A 19,193-nucleotide genomic window follows, 5' to 3' on the forward strand; every position below is an offset into this window, starting at 1 on the left:
GTGTGATTGGCCGTCTATAAGTGTGAACAATGGTGTTCACTAACAACGTCAGTTGGCTAGGTGACCCTCGGCTTAGAAGGGTCAATCTAATAAATGCAGATTACGTGCCAACTTTTTATTAGCGACTTTTGCATGAAAATCGGGCAAAAAACGAACAGTTTCATTACAACCACACTCATAAACGAATGACGAAATGCGAACCTTGTTGCAAATTGCAAAATCAAAATTAGCAAAATGCAAAAGTAGGCTTGGTAAAGATCAAAAGCGATAGAGTGGGTTTTGCCTACGCTTAGCGGTATACATACGTTCATCGGCCAGTTTGAACATTTCATCAGGTGTGGCAAACGACTGGTCATACAAAGCATATCCGATACTTACACGAACATGGATAAGCTTGTCGTCATAAACGATGGGCGTTTCAGAAATCCTTTTTAAAATATTGTCACTGACTTTAAGCACGTCTTGTTCACGATGAATTCGTGGAATTAACACGAGAAACTCATCCCCCCCAATCCGCGCCACCAGATCGGAAACCCGCAGGCTCGATTTAATTCTTTCCGCACAAGCCACCAGCACTTTATCGCCTGCGCTATGTCCATGGGAATCGTTGATAGATTTAAAACGGTCAATATCAATGTTCAACAAAGCAAAGTTACCTTCGCTATGAGAGCGCTTAGCATTTTCAAAGTAGTGTTCAATGGTATAGATAAAATAGCGCCGATTCGGCAAGTGGGTTAAAGGGTCATGTAGCGCACGCTCCTCCGCGACTTGATAAAGGCGCATGATAACGCCAAAGCCTGCCATCAATACCAATAACACCGAGTATCCCAACAAGCGCACTGCATTTCGGGTATACCAAGATAACTGCTGTAGTAAATCTTGCTTTTCAGCGACCGCAATTCGCCAACTTCCGTAAGGGAAATACACATTCTCTTGTGCAAAAGCGTGCTCAAATACTCGAGGCTCCCCAAAAAACACTTCCCCCTCACTGCCGCGGCTGTCTAAACCACGAATCGCAACCTGAAAATGCTCCCCAAAGCTGTAAATACTGGTTGCTGAAAGCAATGAATCCCAATCCATCACCACACTCAGTACTCCCCAATAACGCATATCCTCCGGTGGGTCGTAGAATATCGGTTCCCGAATCACCAACGCGCGCCCACCTTGAACGAGATCGACAGGTCCAGAGACAAACGTCTGTTTGATTTCACGTGCTTTTTTTATTGACTGCCACTGCTGAGGAACGGTGCGATAATCCAACCCGAGTAGCGCACTAGTCTGGGGAAGAGGATAGCTGAAAGCGACCACATCATTAGGTGCAATACCTAATGAGCGTAAGTGATCGCTATTCCTGATCACCGCCGCTGAAAGCGGCTCCCATTGATAGATATTGAGGTCGGGATCTAGGGTTAACAGGGTTGTTAAACCTTTTACGGTATAGATATCACCCAAAATCTCAGCTTCTAATTGAAAACGTACGATGGAAAGATCTTCTTTAGCTTGTTGACGTAAACCCTCTTGTAGATCACGTGTATGGCTAATATGAAGGGATTCAATAACCGCAATGCCCAAAAAGAGTAAGGCGAGAAAATAAATTGAGACATATTTATATTTGTGCGAGGTTAACCCCATCCCTCAATCCTCAGTTTTATTATTGTTTGTTGATTACTGAGTGAACCACACAGATCCATTCGCAAGCGTACTATACCCAAACAACTTGGCGTTGCAGGTAGGCGGAAAGTCAGTTCATCTCCCTGAGCATAGATAAACTATGTGATTGAGGTCAACGAACGTAGTCAACACCGCTGCAGCTTCAAGTAGGAAGGGCATACAACTTATCGCTACTCAAACACGGCCTGCTTTACAGTAGCGAAGAAGATAAGCCATCCAAATATCACGACGAGCTTATTTAATAGATTAACGCAAATGTACAATAAAGAAACTAACTGATTATAAATTTGTAAATATAACTCATGATGAAAAAACTGTTTTTGGATACTCATTCCGCTTCTGGCGAGATAAAGTTAACTGATGGTTTACTCTACTGGTTTCCGCAATTTCTCACCCCGATTCAAGCCGACCAAGCTTTTCAGCAAATGCTCACACACTTGGATTGGCAGCAGAAAAGTATTCGTCTATTTGGTAAAAGCGTGCTTCAACCACGACTTATCGCTTGGTATGGAGAAAAAGGCTACCGTTATTCAGGTATCTCTTTATCTGCTCAACCCTTCCCGCCACCGTTGCTTACTTTAAAGACACAATGCGAACAGGCCGCACAAGCCCCCTTTAATTCTGTGCTCGCGAATCTTTATCGCGATGGGCAAGACTCGATGGGCTGGCATCAAGACAATGAGCCAGAATTAGGCTCTAATCCGGTAATAGCCTCCCTCTCTTTAGGAGAGAGTCGCCGATTTCTGTTGCGCCATCACAAGGATCATGCGTTGCAAGTCGAATGCGAATTGAATCATGGGGATTTGCTGATTATGGCAGGGAACACTCAACATTTCTGGCAACACGCCATCCCAAAAACTCGTCAAACCAAGCAAACACGGATTAATCTTACTTTCCGTAATATTCTTTAATACCCAAACTACTTGGCGTTGCAGGTAGGCAAGTGAGTTCATCCTCATGAGCATAGGTAAACTAGGTGATTGGGGTGAACGAACCTAGCCAACACCGCTGCAGCTTCAAGTAGAAAGGGGATAGTAATTCAAAGTGTTGATGCCGTATCGCTTACGTTGTAGATAAATGAGACGTGTTGACACAAACTCGGATTATTGACATACCACTAACCAGAGCCTCACATCGCCCCTGCTCCGCTGCGCTAGAGTTTTTTGGTCTAAAAATGCGCAAATTTGATCGGATACTGTCATGATGAACAAAACTCAAATAGCGGTTGTCTCTAGCCTTATCGCGGCACTGATTCTTCCCACTTTTACGAGCTACGCACAAACTCATCCTTTGGAGGTACCGCCCAAAGCTCAAAATCGCGCACAGAGTTCTCTCGAACACTTAGGCCACAACATAGCGCCATCACCAAGCGTAGTCGCCCCCATTTCGTTTCAAGCAACCGCTGACCTTATTAAGCAAACTTATGAAAGCCAACTGTTTACACTGCCCGGCTTTAAAGAAGGTCACTATGCACTGCGTATGTATCGCCAAACCTTAGATGATAAATACGCGGCGGCGATTGGTAGTGATTTATCACGAGTCGCCAGCGGTTTGAACTACTTTGCCGCCGAAGTGAACACGCCTGAGCAAATTCAACGTTACGCTCAGAAGCGTCTAAAACGCTATCAACACAGTGATGATGAGCGCACTCAACGCCGTTTCGCCGCGACGCAAACGATGCCGGAGTATCTCTATCTCGGGATCGATTTGCTCGGCTCAATGGCTCGCGCCAACGAATATGGGCTGCAACATAAGGAAGACGCCAAGCTGCGCCAAGTTTTACGTCGGCATGACTTCACACCCTACGCCACAGACAGAGCGATGATTGAAGCTTGGGCAGCACAATTAGCCAATCAGGTGTATTGGTTACGTCAACTCGGTGAACAAGACGTGGTTGAGCCTTTTATCCAAGCCTTTCGTGATACCTATCCAGATCAGCGTGATAGTGAGCTGAATGACCAACAATACGGCAATAAACTGTATGGTATGACGCATATTATCTTTGCGGACTCAGAATACTACCAACATCCGGTGAGTCAGCAGCAACATCAGTGGATTTACGACTATTTCCGCGCCAACATAGACACTATTTTGCTGCGCGCTAAGCCAGACATTGTGGCCGAAGTCGGCATTGCCTTCCTACTCGCAGGGCTAGAAGATGATCCTGTGGTACTCAAAACCCGCCAGTTTATTCAAGCGGCCGTTGATAAAGAGCGAGGACTGATCCCTTCCACTTCCGGTGATTTCGATTTATCTCTCGGTGAGCACCGTAATGTGTTGGCGATTATGCTGCTTGATTGGCGTTCGGTAAACCGAGCCCCGCTGGCAGGTAAGCACTCCAAAGTCTTTGCTGATCTGCCTTATGGCTTAATCAAAAAAGCACCCAATCCATTAAAAGGCGAAGGATGAAATAATCCTCGACCAGTCATGTTACTAAGCGGCTTTTAATCTGGTTTTTCGCTCGGTTAAGCGAGGGATAATCCCATTAATCACAGTGGTGACTATGATCACTGCCAGCCCGACTTGCTGGGCGAGCGTGTAGTCGACATCAAAAAACAGCACTTGCCATAGGGCGCTGAACAGCAGATTCGTAAAGATCAGTGGAGCCAGTTGCGAGCCCGATTTCGCTAAGCGATAAGCTTTTGCGCGAAATACTTGCGTATTGACGACGAGGATGGCGCTGAGCAATAAAGCCGCGAATGTCACAGCTCCTGAGATATCCCAACTCATCCCTAAACTTGCCCCAACATCGCTACTCCAAGGCACCAACAATAACAATGGGCTGAGTAATAACGCTGCGACCAAAAATGTCCAGCCATGAATCTCTATCGAGCGCATGTCACTTTGCGCTGCTCGATACAAACTTAACTGCGAACCCGCATTAAATAAACCTGCACTCAGACCTGCAAGCAATTCTGGTCGCCACTCAATTGAGCCCGTATTGCCTGCCAGCATAACCACTCCAACGAAGATAATGCACACACTCAGCACCGTTCGCCAAGCCAATTGACCACCCCATAACCACTTTTCCAATAAAGGAATGAAGAGTGGACCAGTGCTGAATAGCACGACGCTTTCCACCAGCGAAAGGGATTGCAGTGCATAGATAAAACAGAGCTGGCTGCCCGCAATACAGACGGCACGGATCAACAAAGAAAACCACATGTTTCTCTGCGGCCAACGAAAATGGGTCAACTTCATTGCAACCAGTAAAAATAGCGCCGGAATAATAAAACGTAAAAATCCCAATAGGGTGATGGGGATAATGTGCGACAAATATTGAGTCAGTAAACCGGTTAACGACAAACTAAAGGTAGATAACAACATAAATAACACTGGGAAAACATGGTTTGGCATACAACTCTCCTTACATTGCCGCCAATTGTAAGCAGATGACCGGATAAAAAATAACGAGTAATATTGACCAAACCTGTTAGAGATACTTACAGATCACCTTATGCGTAAATTGGCCCCCTTAAAATCCCTCTACTCTTTTGTCGCTGTGGCAGAAACAGGCAGCATGACGCTTGCAGCAGAGGCACTCAACGTCAGTCACTCGGCCATCAGCCAAGCGATAAAGTCATTGGAATCACAACTCGGTCAGCCCCTTTTTCATCGAGTGGGTCGTCAAGTTGTCCTTAATAGTGCAGGCAAACGCTATTACCAAAAAGTAGCGCCCGCTCTTGAGCAAATTGTCGAAGCGACGGAATCTTTACTCAAACCCACGCACTCCAATCGTATCACCTTGAATATGATCAACTCGTTGGCACTTCACTGGTGGATTCCACGCGTCAGCAGTTTTCAAGCCTTTGCGCCAGATGTTGATGTACGCATTTCAACCTTAACCGGTGCTTTTTCTTTGGAGGAGCAAGGCGTCGATGTTGCTTTAATCCACGGTCAATGGCGCGAATGGCAAGACTACTATTGTGAGCAATTAGCCGATGATGAGCTGGTAATGGTCATCAGCCAAAACATGATTTCGGCGAACATGCCTCTCAAGCAAGCATTAGCTCAATTTCCAGCGATTTTTGTGAATAATCCAAGGCGGCAAACCGATTGGAATATTTGGTGTCAAGCCAATCAAGTCACGCCACCGCCACAACAGCGCAATCTTTCTTTTTCGGCATCAGCGCAAGCGCTGCAAGCCACACTGAGTGGTTTAGGCGTCTTTGTCACCCACAAACTGTTTATTAAACAAGAATTGGAGAGTGGGATTTTAAAAGAAATTGGTCAGCCCGTGACTCATCCCGATCAGGGATACTATTTCGCTTGTCGACCTGAAGCATTGCGTTCTGAAGCGGTATTGACACTAAGAAGTTGGTTACGTAATGAATTCCAAAAAAATCAAAACAGACAAAAGTAGTAGATTATTTTTATGTAATTTGGACAAGCATCATTATATTCAATGAAGAATGTAGAGTTGCATATCAAAAAGATGAATAAAATCACACTATTTCGTTATTTTTCGCCTTCAAACAAGCCAATATCATCTAAACTTTAGCTAACTTTACCGAATGGATCGAATTTGGATGGATAGCTTTGCTGGCAACCAATTAAAAGAGATGACAGAGATGCGTTTTGCTCGTAAGCAGCATATTGTCCTGATCAGCTCTGGTGTTGCTACCGTTATTTTTCTGGTATTTGCCCTTTACTACTATTTTAACCATCAACCTCTGTCATCCGGTTTATTGTTATTAAGCGGTATTGTCACCTTATTGAATATGATTTCGCTGAATCGTCACCGCGAATTACACACTCAAGCCGATTTAATTCTGTCATTAATTCTGCTCACTTATGCGCTGGCCTTAGTCAGCAATGCTCAGCATGAATTATCGCATCTATTATGGTTATATCCGCTCATCACCACTTTAGTCATGATTAACCCTTTTCGGTTAGGCTTGGTTTACAGTGCAGCGATATGCTTAGCAATGACCGCCTCTATCCTTTTTAATCCGGCACAATCGGGCTCGTACCCTATTTCACAGACCTATTTTTTAGTAAGTCTATTTGCGCTGACGATTATCTGTAATACCGCTTCTTTCTTTTTCTCAAAAGCGATCAATTATATTCATACCCTATACCAAGAAGGTATTGAAGAGTTGGCTTATCTTGATCCGTTAACGGGCTTAGCCAATCGTTGGAGTTTTGAAACTTGGGCCACTGAAAAGCTCAAAGAACAACAGAGTTCAAATACCATTACCGCGCTTGTTTTTCTGGATATCGATAATTTCAAACGCATTAATGACAGTTACGGCCATGATGTTGGCGATCAGGTGTTAAAACATTTTGCACACCGTCTACGCAATAATATTCGTAATAAAGATCGAGCCACCAATCAACATGATTATTCCATTGCTCGATTTGCTGGTGATGAGTTTGTGCTCTTGTTATATGGTGTGCGAAATTTGCGTGATCTCGATAATATTCTCAACCGTATCTGTAATCTCTTCGTCGACCGCTATCCTGAGACGGATATGCTCAACAACCTCACGGTGAGTATAGGGGCAGCTATTTATCCCAAAGATGCGATCACTCTGCCGGAACTCACCCGCTGCGCAGATAAAGCCATGTATGCCGCCAAACACGGTGGAAAAAATCAGTACCGCTATTACCATGATGCCGCTTTCCCTCCGGCTGTAGAAACCGTATTAGGCAGTCAGCCCGTTGAGGCTCCTAACGTAACACCACTGAAAAAAGCGCACTAAGCTCATCCAAACATGTACATCAACCATAAACATACTGCGCCAAAGACGGTCATCCAAGCTGCATAGCGAGCGGTGTTAGGCTTATCAGGCTTAGGTTTAACCACCTGTTTCAACGCCGTCCGTTTAGCGTATTGCATAAAGCTAGGATCCGCCTCGCGTATTTCTTCACGCTTATGCTGAGCAGAATTCGCCGCCTGCGTGAAACGCTGCAACTGCTCTTTGGTCAGATCTTTGCTTGGATCGTAATTCGGATATCGATCGTTATGTTTGGGCAAAATAGCCATGGCAATCCCTCCCATTCATGCGTTGTCCTTAGTCTTGAGTGTAACGGCTAATCTTAGGCTGACCCGCACCATCACTCCCCAATCATTCAAATTTCTCGAATATGAAGCTCAACTTCCCCTGCTGCTCATTCATCTCTGGCTTATCTACAATTTCCCTCATCATCGCTCAGTCTGCAATGGAGAAGTCTTATGACTAAAGACCGCGAAATTCGCCAAACAGTTCCCGCACAACCCACCTCAGATGGTGATGGTGTCAAAATTCAGCGTATTGCAGGATTTCAACGCCCCAATTTCTCGCCGTTTTTGATGCTCGATGAACTCAAAGCCGATTCTCAGGCCGACTACATCGGTGGTTTTCCACCTCATCCGCATCGCGGTATTGAAACCTTGACTTATATGCTGCAAGGTCATTTTCAGCACCGAGATCAGATGGGAAATGTGGGCGAATTACGATCCGGCGGCGCGCAATGGATGGCAGCAGGACGTGGCGTGATCCACAGTGAAATGCCGATTATGCAAGAAGGGCAATTGCACGGTTTCCAAATCTGGATTAACCAGCCGGCTCGCAACAAGATGTCGCCTGCGAAATATCAAGATTTCCAGCCTGAAAGTATTGTTGAACGCCATCATCCACAACAAGGTTTACTGCGCGTGATTGCCGGTTCCGTCGAGGTTGAGGATCAAACGATAACAGGCCCATTAACCGATACTGGCGTGCCTGCCACCGTTGTCGATTGGCGAGCAGAAGCGGGTCAAGACATCAGCATCAACACACCGCCTCACTTTAATGCCATGTTGTACGTCTATCGTGGGAGCCTGAACGTTGGGAAACAGTCGGTCAAAGCAGGACACATGGCCATGCTGACAGCCGGAGAACAGCTCACCCTGCGTGCAGAGCAACCTTGCGGCAGCTTGCTTTTAATGGGGCAACCCATCGATGAACCCGTTGTGCATTATGGACCATTCGTGATGAACAGCATGGCTGAGATTGAGCAAGCGATCCGCGATTACAATGCAGGGCATTTTGAGACCTACTGATGTTTCATACCCAAACGACTCGGCGTTGCAGGTAGGCAGTAAGTCAGTGACAAAGTTCTCTGGAACCAATATGCACAGCCATCGACTGGCCTTTGGTGAGAGTAGGCCACACCTGTAAAGGTGTGGCTTTTTTCAACTTAAGCAGGCAAAAATTCACACAGATAAGCGGTCGCGACTTCCACTTGCAGATCAAAAGAGGAATTACCCGCCACTTCAAACGCTTCACCTGCAGTAAAGGTAACCCAGTCAGCATCGGTGACACGCTTAATAGTCAGCGCACCTTTGACTACCGTCATGCGCTCTGGTGCGCCAGTACCGAAAGTGTATTGGCCAGGAGCCATCACACCAACCGTACTCTCTCCATCTTGCTGGCTGAAGCCCAGTGACTTTACGTTGCCATCAAAATACACGTTTTCCTTGATCATTTTTTCTTCCTGTCTGTCATCAATCACTACAGTCGTTTGACTGCAAAATTCAAGCGAGAGTTGTAACCCATCACTTCACTTTGTACAAGTGCCAGCAATACGCCTTTTGCTAGGAGGTATATACTCATAACAAGGGTGAGAGCATTGACTCGGTATCGGATATGAAACATCCCTCACTAAGCACTCATTTTATTTGAGGATAAAATCACGCTTTTACCGTATGCTTTTTGCGGTTAGAGGTCGCTTAGCACAAGCTAGGCAGCGGCATAAACCAAGGCACGATGCCTTGTCGCCAAATCCAACATTTTGGGTTATCCGATGCCCTTAACGCCATGAACTATACCCAAACGACTTGGAGTTGCAGGTAGGCGGCAAGTAAGTGAATCCCCATGAGCATAGGCAAACTATGTGATTGGGGTGAACGAACGTAGCCAACACCGCTGCAACTTCAAGTAGGAAGGGTATAAAGTTCGACACTGAGCGTTGGGTGATTCTTTGTTTGCTATAAACCGTTGTTTGTCATAAACCAAGTGAGAAAATGTCAAAAGAGCTGGTCTTTAAATCTGTATTCTGGTCATCACTCTCTATTCTCGGGGTGGCATTTGCTATGCTGCTCTACGTGAGTTATCAAGACTACGTGAATCCTAAACACGTTTTCGGTTCTTGGATTGAAATCGGTGCACCGAATTACCAAACCGAAGTGCTGCGTTTTAATGAACAAGGTGTCTATCGCAATGATCGCTTGATCAGTACCAACTTTGAATTTGACGGAGCTGCCATCACCATTCGTACTGGCAATGGCATTTTCGTTTACGAGCTATCAGGTACCTTTAACTCGCCACAATTGAAACGAACTCAACCGATCAACCCTGTGCAGCGTTTTATTCGCCAAGGGTTTGAACATACTGTCAGTGATCAGGGAAATAACGCCGCGCAGCTTAGACGCTCGGCGTTATCCGAACACTTCAACGAGAAATAGCCTCCCGTTTAACACTCCGTTGCGCGAGATAATCTCTCTTTCTCCCCCATTTCTTGCTCTCGCTGCGCCAAGTAGTACAAACCCATCATGGCTAAGCACAAAACAAAACAGAGCCCGTATAACCACTGTGCGTTGAGATATTCGATCATCATACCTCCAGCCAGTGGAGCAATCGCAAAACCTAACGAATAAAGCGCTGCCGCACCAAAATAAGAGCCTCGTAAATGAGCGGGGGCTAAACGGTCAATCTGCACATTTAGCGTCGGAAATGCGATCACCTCCCCCATACTCAAGACAAAACAAGCCAAATACCAACCTAATGGAAAAGCTTCAGGGGTGAACATAAAACCGACTTGCGCAAGCCCCATCAAAGCCATTCCCAAGCGCGTACGTGTAAACAACGGCACGCTTTCCAACAGTTTCAATGTCGGAAACTGGAATAAAATAATGGTCATGGTATTGACCAATACTAACCCGGCCACCAACTGAGCCGCATCCGCAATCCCAGAGCGAACAATCACTTGCGGCAATGAGGACTCAACCTGACCATAAACAAACATCATCAGGAAGTTAGCCAGCATCATTTTAACGAACACATTGTCTTTACTGATCACACGTAAAGTGGCAGAAAAATTGGGGAGAAGTGAGCGATCAGGTTGTTGGAAACGTCCTTTACGCTCCAAAGTGGCGAGCAACCATAAACCAAACAGCAAATACGCTATGCCCGTGACGATAAACAGCACTTGCGGATGAGCAAGCGCAAGGGTAATTCCTATTAATGGGCCAATGGCTCCCCCAAGGTTAAGCAGGAAATAACGGACATTGAGCGCCAATTCACGATCTTTTTCATCGGGTAAGTTATCCCCAATCACCGCTTTGCCGGGCGCTTCAATCATGGGGCGCATTAAGCCAGTTAAAACGATCATGATGAAAAATTGCCAGATTTGATTTGAAAGCCCGATGCCAGTGTAAGCAAACGTCGCGATCAGGGTACCGCTGACCATCACCCATTTGCGGCCAAACTTATCAGAAAGATACCCTGAATAGAGCCCCGTTAACGAGCCGACCAGTGCCGATGTTGCCAACATGGCCCCCACTTCTGTCGCTGTCGCGTGATAATCTTGATACAGAAACACGACTAAAAATGGCCAAGCCATAAAAAAGCTGGTGCGCGCAAATAAAGTGCCAATAAGTACTGTCCAGACAGGAAAATTGAATCGACCCACCCTTTCCCACTGAAATAAACTCTCACTACTTTCTATGCCTTTTTCCTTACTTTTCCCCATATTTTCCCTTCCCTTAAGTCCTGACATTGTTGGGCGATGGACATCACACTTTGTTTGTTATTTCTTCAATATAAAGAGAAAAAATGGGCAAAGATAGCGGAATTTTACAAAGCAATAAGAACAGAAAAAAATATCACAATGACTCAATTAACCTCTTCCTAAACAGACAGTTATCAATTCTGAAGAAAAAGAAAAAAGCCGCAGGAACAGTATTATCCTACGGCTTTTTCATCGTTTATTTAGCGTTTAACACTTGATTGCATGTGGATCGCTAAATTTTCGTTTTTCTTTACAGCTTGAAGAAAGAGAGCTGCGCTTTTTGCTTCTCAGCAAGGTGCGAAAGCTCATTACTGGCGCTAGCACTCTGACTGATACCTGTCACGTTCTGATGTACGAGAGTCGACATGTTCGATACGTTACGATTGATGTCCTGCGTCACGTGAGATTGCTGCTCCGCCGCGGTGGCGACTTGGGCATTCGAATCATTAATATCCGAAACCGATTCTGTAATGCCGATTAAGGCGTCATTGGCTTTGGCCGTCAGCGCTTTATTTTGAGTCAACATATCCAAGCTTGTTTGCATGCTGTCGTTTGCTATTATTGATTGAGTCTGTAACTCTTCAATAATCGCTTGGATCTCTTTCGTAGAGGCTTGCGTGCGCGCAGCCAGCATACGAACTTCGTCGGCAACCACAGCAAAACCACGCCCAGATTCACCTGCACGAGCGGCTTCAATCGCCGCATTCAATGCCAGCAGGTTGGTTTGATCCGACACACCACGGATCACTTCAATCACGTTGCTGATCTGCTCAGATTGCTCTTTCAAACGCAGGACCACACGCGCAGCATCATTCAGAGCCAGCGCCATCTGTTCACTGGCTTGGCTGCTCTCTTTGAAAATCGCAAGGCCTGATTTTGCCAGCTCATCGGCTTCACGCGCTGTTGCATCCGCAGAAGAAGCATTATCGCTGACGTTATCTGCCGTGCTCGCGAGTTCATTCACCGCGGAAGCCACTTGCTCAATTTCCATCAGTTCCATCTGCGCATTGGATTCCGCTTGAGTCATCACCGCAGCAAGCTCTGTCGAAGCCGATGCCACCTCTTCACTAATACGGGTCAGTTGCTCAACAGTGGTGTACAGCTGTGTGACGGTGGTATTCACATCTTGGCTCAACTTGGCAATTTCATTTTCACCGTCAGCATCGGCTTTTACAGAGAGATCACCTTGTGCCAACTTACGCATCACTGATTGCAAGCTATTGATAGGAGCAACGATTTGCCCCGATAGCAGCCAAGCCGCAAGTACCGAGAGCATCAATACCGAGAGCACGGTGATCATCGCATTGCGCATCACAACCGCATTGCTTTGCGCACTCTGCTCCATAGACGTAGTCGCGTAGTGGTTCACTTTCTGAGACAAGTCATTGATCGCACTGATCATACGATTCCCCGTCTCGCGGAAACTCTGGATGAAAACGTTCGCTTCCTCTCGCGTGGCTAAGCCTTGGTCTAAACGATTAAACAGCGCAACCATCTTCTGTGATTCAGCCACGTAGATTTCAATAGACTGTTTCACCACAGGAACATCACGGCTAAATTGTGCATCTTGCTCTATTGAACTCAGAGCAGATTGCACTTCCGTCAAACCCTCTCGCAGTTCAGCGATGAAGTTATTACGGCGTTCAGCATCATAAATTGCATACACAGCGCTAATTCGCAGCGGATAAATCGTATCGTCGATTTGTGCGATGGTGTCTTTATAACGTACCAACGCATGAGTGTTATCCGCAATCGCTTGTTGCTCATGAGTTAAGTTGACCTTAGTGATCCACAGAGCAATCACCAAAGCAATCATAGTAAATAAAACAGGGAGTAGGACTTGTAGTCGAATGGACAAGTTTTTCAGCGAAAATGGCATGCTTAACCTCTTTAAACGCAATGCACGCATCCATGCAAATGGGAGTATTCCCAGCACAAAAAATCGCCAAAATATTAGATCTTAATCACAAATTTGTCCACATTAAATAGGGTTATTTTTCAGGTATTTATGAATAATTCAACGTCAAAAATACAGAACATGAGCCAAAATAATGACAAACGCTGCATAAATGACAATTTGTATTTTTATATGAAAAAGTATGAACACAACTTATTGTTGTGTTCATACTATGGGTAAAGAGAGAGGAGGCTTATTTACGTAATGCGTTGAGTTTGGCTTGAGCAAGACCAAATACGGTGTCCACCGGGTAGCTGCCATCATCAGTTGCGACGCCAGCCGGTTTGCCAGTGAAAATCTCGATCGCTTCGGTCACATGATCAATCGCCCAGATATGGAATTCACCTTTTTCCACCGCTTTCACAACATCAGCGCGCAGCATTAGGTTATGCATATTAGAGCGTGGAATGATCACCCCTTGGGTATCTTTGCGTCCTTTGATGGTACACACATCAAAGAAGCCTTCGATCTTCTCATTTAAGCCGCCAATCGGCTGCGATTCGCCAAACTGGTTCATGGATCCGGTAATCGCGATATCTTGTCGATTCGGCTGTTTCGAAAACGCAGAAACAATCGCACAGAATTCCGCCATGCTCGCACTGTCGCCATCCACCCCACCATAGGATTGCTCAAAGGTTATGGTAGTGGTCAACGGAATACGTGCGGTGCGCCCAAACACCGAACTGAGGTACGCAGACAAAATCATCACCCCTTTGGAGTGAATACTGCCACCAAGATCGACATTGCGTTCAATATCAATGATCTCTCCCTCACCGTATGACGTTGTGGCCGTGATTCGATTTGGCATACCAAACGCGTGATCGCTGGTTGCCAACACCGACAACGCATTCACTTGCCCTATAGCCACCCCTTCAGTTTGAATCAGCGTGGTGCCATTGACGAAGGTTTCCATCATGCTCTGTTGTAGGCGGTTCACGCGCAGTTCTTGGTTACGCAATGCCTCCTCAACATGGCTTTGACGGATCAAATTCGCATTGGCCTGTTTCGCCACATAGTTAGATTCACGCAGCAAATTGGCAATATGGGCCGAGTGTAACGACAGTTTGGTTTGATCGCCCGTGGTGCGCGAACTGTGCTCGATAATGCGCGCGATGGCTTTACGGTCACAGTGCAGCATATTGGCATCATGCACAATACTGGAAATAAAGCGTGCATAGTGCAACTCTGAATCGGCATCACGCGGCATTTCATCCGCAAAGTCTGCTGTCACGCGAAACAGTTCACTGAATTCGGGATCATAATGCGCCAGCAATTCATAGGTGCGGTAGTCACCAAACAGGATAATTTTCACATCGAGCGGGATGGGCTCGGGATCGAGCGAAACTGTGCCAGTGAGTGTGACTTCTTTTTCCAATGAAGTGAAACTGAGCTGACGCGAACGCAGCGCACGCTTCAATCCATCCCACACATAAGGCTGTTCGAGTACTTTTACCGCATCCATGAGCAGCACACCACCATTGGCTTTGTGCAAACTGCCGGGACGGATCAGAGAGAAATCGGTAAACACCGTGCCTTTGTAGGTCGCAGTTTCAATGTAGCCAAATAGAGAGTGGTAGTTTGGGCTCTCCTCAACCACGATGGGAAACTCTTCAGCATTGCGACTAACCAGCACGTTCACTTTATAACGGCGTGGCATTTTTTTATCCAAAGACGCATTCGCAAGCTCACCTTGGTCACCGCCTTCATCAAGAAAAATCTCGACATTTTCCACAATATCTTTTTGCAGCTCGGTCAAATACGCCTTGATTTCTGGGTACTTACTGTAATCAAGCTTCAGTTTTTTAATAAAGTGGGCAATCACATCTAAAGTGACCTCATCATTCAGTTTTTTGATTTTCTCACTGTATGACTCTTCCCACTCGGTCAACTGACGCACCATATTGCGCAAACTGACTTCCAACTCATCAATCGTATTACTGAACTGCTCTTGCTCACGTTTAGAGAGCGCATCAAACGTCTCTTCCGTGTGCATCTCCTCACCGTTTAGAGCGACAAATTGATACTCCCCTTGAGGAGTCAAGGTTAAACTCACTCCCCGCTCTTTTGCGGTGCGAGTGATGCTTTCCAGTTCACTTTCTTGCTTTTGTGCAAGCTGGTTTTTTAACTTTTCAGCACGGCTGAAGTAGATTTCATTATCGAATGCCAATGGGATAGCCGTGACCAGTTTGGTCATCAGTTTTTCAATATCTTGACGAAATTGAATGCCTATCCCACAGGGTAATTTCAGCACTTTAGGTACGCGCACATCCTCAAAATTCGCTACATAACACCAGTCATACAGTTTATTGACATCGTGTTGATGGCGGCTGAGATAACGCAAAATCATAGTACGCTTGCCTAGCCCATTGCGGCCAATCGCGTAGATGTTGTATCCCTTCTCTTTGATTGACATCGCAAACTCGACCGCCTTCTGCGCTCGCTCTTGTCCAACGATCTCATCGATCGGTGCAAGTTCTTTGGTTGACTTACACTCTAGCTTTTCCAGTTTTGCGACTTGGTAGAGCTGCTCAAAACTCAGATGCTGAATCGCCATGGCTCCACTCCTTCCTTCGAGATTCTTTACTTCATATGTAGCTCAAGTGTAGAGATAAATCATTGTCTTTTTAGCGACTTATTCCTAATTCAAGACCAAGCGGACAAATAATAGCCAAAATCCACCAAACACAAAACGGTAATTATTTGCATTTGAGAATAAATTGCATTTAAATATCCCTTTCTTGGCGGGGAGAATGGACCATGGAATTACAGCAGTGTTGGAACAGTTTTTTGCAGGCTGAACAGTTACTCAAGCAAGGACACTGGTCGCAAGCCCATTACTTGTTAGAAGATGTTCTACACTACATGCCGCAACATATTCACAGTGCCGCACATGATGAGCAGACGAAACCATGCCAGATGGCATGTTTGATCACTGGTCTGCGTGATGCCGCTATTGCGCAGTCTGAAATTTTCAACAACATCGGCCAGTATCAACGCGCGTTTGATGCCCTCAATCAAGCCTATGCTCTGTTGCAATTTCTATCGATTGAAGAAATTGACTTGATGCGCCGCCTTAATTCCACCCTATGCCAAGTGAGCGAATATCTGCTGCGCCATATCAATGCCTTTTGCTACGCGCAGCGCAGTGCCGAATGGCAGTTGGAATATCAACAAGTGGAGAAAGCACACTTCTACTTTAACCAGTTAAGAAGCAGCATGGCTTTACCCACCGCATCTCCCGTGATGAATTGAATCGTGATGAATTGAATAAGGAAATACAATGTCACCCAATCCACTTTTGCAAGTTCGTAATCTAAGCGTGAGCTTTACCACCAATGATGGTGTTGTCGATGCGGTGAAAAACGTCAGCTTTGACATTCGCCCCGGAGAAACCCTTGCGATTGTTGGTGAGTCAGGTAGTGGTAAATCGGTTTCGACCAACGCCTTGATGCAACTACTGCCTAAAAACGCGCGGATCCATCCAGAATCGAGCATCATGTTTGAAGGTGAAGAGCTGCTCAATAAAACGGACACGCAGATGCGCCGCATCCGTGGGGATCGGATTGGCATGATCTTCCAAGAGCCGATGACCTCACTCAATCCCTATATGCGTGTTGGCGTTCAAGTTGCTGAAGCCATTCGTTGTCACCGTAGTGTCAGCCAGAATCAAGCGAAACAGCGAGTCTTGGAGCTGTTTCAGCTCGTTCATCTGCCCGACCCCAAAGGCGCTTACCAAAAATTCCCGCATGAGTTTTCCGGCGGTCAGTTACAGCGCATTATGATTGCGATGGCACTGATCAATGAGCCGGATATTTTGATCGCCGATGAACCGACCACGGCGCTTGATGTCACAGTTCAAGCCGAAGTGCTCCGACTCATCAAAGAGATCCAAGCCAATATGGGCATGGCGATTTTGTTTATCACCCACGATTTAGGTGTGGTGAAATTTGTTGCCGACCGCGTGCTGGTAATGTGCAAAGGGGATGTGGTGGAGCAAGGCTCTACTGAACAGCTTTTCCAGCAACCTGAGCATGATTACACACGCATGTTGATTAACTCGATACCCAAAGGCATTAAAGAGCCAGTTGCTGTCGATGCAGCACCACTGCTCAAAGCCGAAGATATTCGAGTCAAGTTTCTGGTTAAACCGCACTTTATCAGCCGTCGTAATCAGTACTTTGAAGCAGTGAAAGGGATTTCTCTTGAACTCAAGCAAGGCGAAACCCTCGGTATCGTAGGCGAATCAGGCAGCGGAAAATCCACCTTAGGGCGAGCTTTGATTGGTTTACTGCCTTCCACGGGTCAGATTACCTTCAAAGGGCAAGACTTTCGCGCTTTGAGCGAGAAACAGCGCTTAGCCCTGAAAAAAGACATTCAGATGGTGTTTCAAGACCCTTATGGCTCGCTTTCTCCACGTATGACCGTTGGCGAAATCATCACTGAAGGGCTTTTGGTTCATCAACCACACATCAGCAGGTTGGAACGTATGCAACGGGCGAGACGAGCGCTCGAAGAAGTGCGATTAGATCCGAATTCGATTAATCGTTACCCACATGAGTTCTCCGGCGGTCAACGTCAGCGGATTGCAATTGCTCGGGCGCTAATTCTGGAACCTTCCTTTATTTTATTGGATGAGCCCACTTCAGCGCTGGATCGCTCCGTACAACTGACGGTCATTGAACTGCTAAAAGAGATTCAAAAACGACGCAACATCGGCTATCTGTTCATCAGCCACGATCTTGCCGTGGTAAAAGCGTTATCGGATAGCGTGCTGGTGATGCAAAAAGGGCAAGTGATGGAGCAAGGCAATGCGGAATCCATCTTCCATAATCCACAACATGAATACACCAAGAAACTGATCGCTGCCTCTTTCGACATTCTGGAAGAAAATGCAGCATGATTCATATTAACTTCACGAATGACGTCTACACTTATTAGTGAATGAAGATTATACGGATTTCACCATGGCATAGCTGCCTTTTCGGTTTGGCCGCCGACAACAAAAACTCGCTCAAATTGAGCGAGTTTTTTATTCTTTATTGCTGCAGTTAAACAGAGATAAGGTGCTATTTGATACCGTAATCGGCTAACAGTTTATCAAATGTGCCATTGGCTTTAATTTCCGCTAACCCTTTATTAAACGCAGCCACCAACTCTTCTGAACGTGGATTGGCTTTACCGGAAGTCACATGCAGTGGGTTTTCCGAAATCGCTTGGTTGGTGAAGGCAAAATCCGCCAAATTCATACCAGCTTCGGTAATGATCGATTTGGCCACCAGCTCATCTTCGACAGCAAGATCAATCCGTCCAGCTTGCAGTTTCTGTAAATTTTGTTTGAGGTCAGTAGATTCTGGACGGAAAAACGAGGGATCATTCATAAACTCATCGCCATACCCATAACCACGAACAATCCCAACTTTCTTACCGTTTAAACTGGCCAGTCCAGCAAATTCAAAGTTATCTCCGGCTTTCTTAATAAACTTCACTTGATTAGTCAGATAGTTATCGGAGTAAGTGAGATAGGCAGTTCTCTCTTGGGTAAACCATGTCGCGGGTAGAATATCGATTTTCCCTTCTTTAACATCATTCAGCGCCCGCGACCAAGGCATGATAGTAAACTCCACCGTATAGCCTTGAGTAGCAAACGCGGCGGTCACAATATCCACCGAAAGCCCTTTTTGCTGCGCATTCTCCATCACAAAAGGTGGCCATGGATCTTGCGCTGCAGTAATGGTTTGAGCCCAAGCGGAAAAACTACACAATACAACACTGATTAAAGTAGCAATGGATTTCATCATAAACACTCCCG

Annotated in this window: 16 protein-coding genes; 8 read left to right on the forward strand and 8 right to left on the reverse strand. The window is 46.0% G+C overall.

What is annotated here, in order from left to right; all coding sequences use genetic code 11:
* Window positions 1-258 precede the first annotated feature (258 nt).
* The gene (locus F0316_RS16215; RefSeq protein WP_000524738.1) at window positions 259-1,632 is read right to left on the reverse strand and encodes a diguanylate cyclase; all 1,374 of its coding nucleotides are present in this window, start codon (window positions 1,630-1,632) and stop codon (window positions 259-261) included.
* Between the two features lie 341 nt (window positions 1,633-1,973).
* Here F0316_RS16215 and F0316_RS16220 point away from each other — a divergent pair, with 341 nt between their 5' ends.
* Window positions 1,974-2,582 (forward strand): alpha-ketoglutarate-dependent dioxygenase AlkB family protein, encoded by a 609-nt coding sequence (locus F0316_RS16220; RefSeq protein WP_149560717.1) that lies wholly within the window; start codon window positions 1,974-1,976, stop codon window positions 2,580-2,582.
* Window positions 2,583-2,871: 289 nt separating this feature from the next.
* Window positions 2,872-4,080: a DUF3541 domain-containing protein gene (locus F0316_RS16225; RefSeq protein ID WP_114724662.1), complete on the forward strand. Its 1,209-nt coding sequence runs from the start codon at window positions 2,872-2,874 to the stop codon at window positions 4,078-4,080.
* A gap of 24 nt (window positions 4,081-4,104) precedes the next feature.
* Here the strand turns inward: F0316_RS16225 and F0316_RS16230 are convergent, their stop codons facing one another.
* Entirely contained in the window at window positions 4,105-5,028 is a 924-nt protein-coding gene (locus F0316_RS16230) for a DMT family transporter (protein ID WP_001886666.1), read from the reverse strand.
* Between the two features lie 100 nt (window positions 5,029-5,128).
* Between F0316_RS16230 and F0316_RS16235 the strand changes: the two genes are divergently transcribed.
* Both F0316_RS16235 and F0316_RS16240 read left to right on the forward strand, forming a co-directional pair.
* Window positions 5,129-6,034, forward strand: a complete 906-nt coding sequence (locus tag F0316_RS16235) for a LysR substrate-binding domain-containing protein (protein ID WP_149560718.1) — start codon at window positions 5,129-5,131, stop codon at window positions 6,032-6,034.
* A 166-nt stretch (window positions 6,035-6,200) separates the two neighbouring features.
* The gene (locus F0316_RS16240; protein ID WP_000376711.1) at window positions 6,201-7,376 is read left to right on the forward strand and encodes a GGDEF domain-containing protein; all 1,176 of its coding nucleotides are present in this window, start codon (window positions 6,201-6,203) and stop codon (window positions 7,374-7,376) included.
* Between the two features lie 2 nt (window positions 7,377-7,378).
* Here F0316_RS16240 and F0316_RS16245 read toward each other — a convergent pair whose 3' ends face one another.
* Window positions 7,379-7,675, reverse strand: coding sequence for a hypothetical protein (locus tag F0316_RS16245; protein ID WP_000508773.1), 297 nt, complete (start codon window positions 7,673-7,675; stop codon window positions 7,379-7,381).
* 174 nt (window positions 7,676-7,849) lie between these two features.
* Between F0316_RS16245 and F0316_RS16250 the strand changes: the two genes are divergently transcribed.
* Entirely contained in the window at window positions 7,850-8,698 is an 849-nt protein-coding gene (locus F0316_RS16250) for a pirin family protein (protein ID WP_000159152.1), read from the forward strand.
* 137 nt (window positions 8,699-8,835) lie between these two features.
* On the opposite strand, the gene ppnP is transcribed toward F0316_RS16250, so the two are convergent.
* On the reverse strand, window positions 8,836-9,123 hold the full coding sequence (gene ppnP, locus F0316_RS16255; RefSeq protein ID WP_000588948.1) for a pyrimidine/purine nucleoside phosphorylase: 288 nt from the start codon (window positions 9,121-9,123) through the stop codon (window positions 8,836-8,838).
* A 538-nt stretch (window positions 9,124-9,661) separates the two neighbouring features.
* Between ppnP and F0316_RS16260 the strand changes: the two genes are divergently transcribed.
* Window positions 9,662-10,102, forward strand: a complete 441-nt coding sequence (locus tag F0316_RS16260; RefSeq protein WP_000032253.1) for a DUF2850 domain-containing protein — start codon at window positions 9,662-9,664, stop codon at window positions 10,100-10,102.
* A gap of 8 nt (window positions 10,103-10,110) precedes the next feature.
* Here F0316_RS16260 and F0316_RS16265 read toward each other — a convergent pair whose 3' ends face one another.
* The 3 genes from F0316_RS16265 to F0316_RS16280 all read right to left on the reverse strand — a co-directional run bounded on the left by F0316_RS16265 (window position 10,111) and on the right by F0316_RS16280 (window position 15,938).
* Complete coding sequence (locus F0316_RS16265) at window positions 10,111-11,388, reverse strand: MDR family MFS transporter (RefSeq protein WP_000520332.1); 1,278 nt, start codon at window positions 11,386-11,388, stop codon at window positions 10,111-10,113.
* Window positions 11,389-11,677: 289 nt separating this feature from the next.
* The gene (locus F0316_RS16275; RefSeq protein WP_172626066.1) at window positions 11,678-13,306 is read right to left on the reverse strand and encodes a methyl-accepting chemotaxis protein; all 1,629 of its coding nucleotides are present in this window, start codon (window positions 13,304-13,306) and stop codon (window positions 11,678-11,680) included.
* Between the two features lie 271 nt (window positions 13,307-13,577).
* Complete coding sequence (locus F0316_RS16280; RefSeq protein ID WP_001007391.1) at window positions 13,578-15,938, reverse strand: Lon protease family protein; 2,361 nt, start codon at window positions 15,936-15,938, stop codon at window positions 13,578-13,580.
* A gap of 203 nt (window positions 15,939-16,141) precedes the next feature.
* On the opposite strand from F0316_RS16280, the gene F0316_RS16285 reads away from it, so the two are divergent.
* Window positions 16,142-16,636 carry a hypothetical protein gene (locus F0316_RS16285; RefSeq protein ID WP_000422922.1) on the forward strand — a complete coding sequence of 165 codons (495 nt, stop codon included), beginning with the start codon at window positions 16,142-16,144 and terminating at the stop codon, window positions 16,634-16,636.
* A gap of 28 nt (window positions 16,637-16,664) precedes the next feature.
* Entirely contained in the window at window positions 16,665-18,284 is a 1,620-nt protein-coding gene (locus F0316_RS16290; protein ID WP_149560720.1) for an ABC transporter ATP-binding protein, read from the forward strand.
* 166 nt (window positions 18,285-18,450) lie between these two features.
* Here the strand turns inward: F0316_RS16290 and F0316_RS16295 are convergent, their stop codons facing one another.
* Window positions 18,451-19,182 (reverse strand): transporter substrate-binding domain-containing protein, encoded by a 732-nt coding sequence (locus tag F0316_RS16295; protein ID WP_000978021.1) that lies wholly within the window; start codon window positions 19,180-19,182, stop codon window positions 18,451-18,453.
* Between the last annotated feature and the right edge of the window lie 11 nt (window positions 19,183-19,193).

This window comes from Vibrio cholerae (genome assembly GCF_008369605.1).
GTDB lineage: Bacteria > Pseudomonadota > Gammaproteobacteria > Enterobacterales > Vibrionaceae > Vibrio > Vibrio cholerae.